We start from the raw sequence: 895 nt of genomic DNA on the forward strand, positions 1-895 counted from the left end.
AAATCAAACATGCCTCGATGATGATGAAGAAAATGTCGTCACATGCCCTGACGGCTCGATTACCAAAGAAATCGAGCACCCTGCTTGCTTCGACCTTATTGACGATGATGGTGACTCACTAACAGAGCACGATGAAGCCGACGAGCGAAATACTGTCATCTCCAACTCATTCACAATTGGCGATGGCAGTAATGATGCGCTGACAGACTTGCAGCGCTTAAAAGTAGAGGTAGACTACCCTAATGCAGAAATTCGCGTCTATGTATCGAAGTTCAGTACTGCCATCTACAAAGCTTTAGAAGATGATAGAGAAACAGAAATACCTCAGGGCGACGACAACCCCAACCCGACACGCGAGCAACTCATCTACAATCCAACGAGCTGTGAAAGTTACAATGTTTCGAAAGACCTTTTTGAGCTGCAAAGTGAAGAAGATCAGGAAAATAACGTCGCTGTCCCCGCTAACAGTTATGAAGACCCTGGCTATGAGTATATTGCCCAGACAGATGAAGATGGAGAGCCACTCTTAGACGAGGATGACAACGTCATTTACACATCGCCCACACCGCTGTTTATCTTTCAGGGAACGGCTATTCCTGAGCGACAGTAATTGTTTTTGTGAATCAGGGTAAGTTTTACACTTACCCTAAATCACCTTCGCTTTCAGCTTAGAGATTCTTGCGGGTCGATGCTGATCAATCATTGAAATAAGTTGCATATTTCGCTCAATAGAATCTCTCAATTGCTTAACTAAACCCAGGTCAGGAAACGCGCCCTCATTAGCTGCTACAATCTTTTTCTTCGTTTCTATTATTTCCCGCTCTAAACGCTGACGCTGATTATCAAGCGTGGTCAAACGTAATGTTCTCATAGTCAGAGTCTCTATATTCCCGAA

The 895-nt window shown here is 44.1% G+C and carries 2 protein-coding genes; one reads left to right on the forward strand and one right to left on the reverse strand.

The genetic code is table 11. From position 1 onward, the window contains the following. Nucleotides 1-610, forward strand: a 610-nt coding sequence (locus tag A3756_RS28185; protein ID WP_197481474.1) for a hypothetical protein, incomplete at its 5' end; no start/stop codon positions are given. 36 nt (nt 611-646) lie between these two features. Here the strand turns inward: A3756_RS28185 and A3756_RS22445 are convergent. Then, nucleotides 647-895 (reverse strand): hypothetical protein (locus A3756_RS22445; protein WP_231875616.1); only part of this gene is annotated, 249 nt, incomplete at its 5' end.

Source organism: Oleiphilus sp. HI0086, assembly GCF_001635225.1.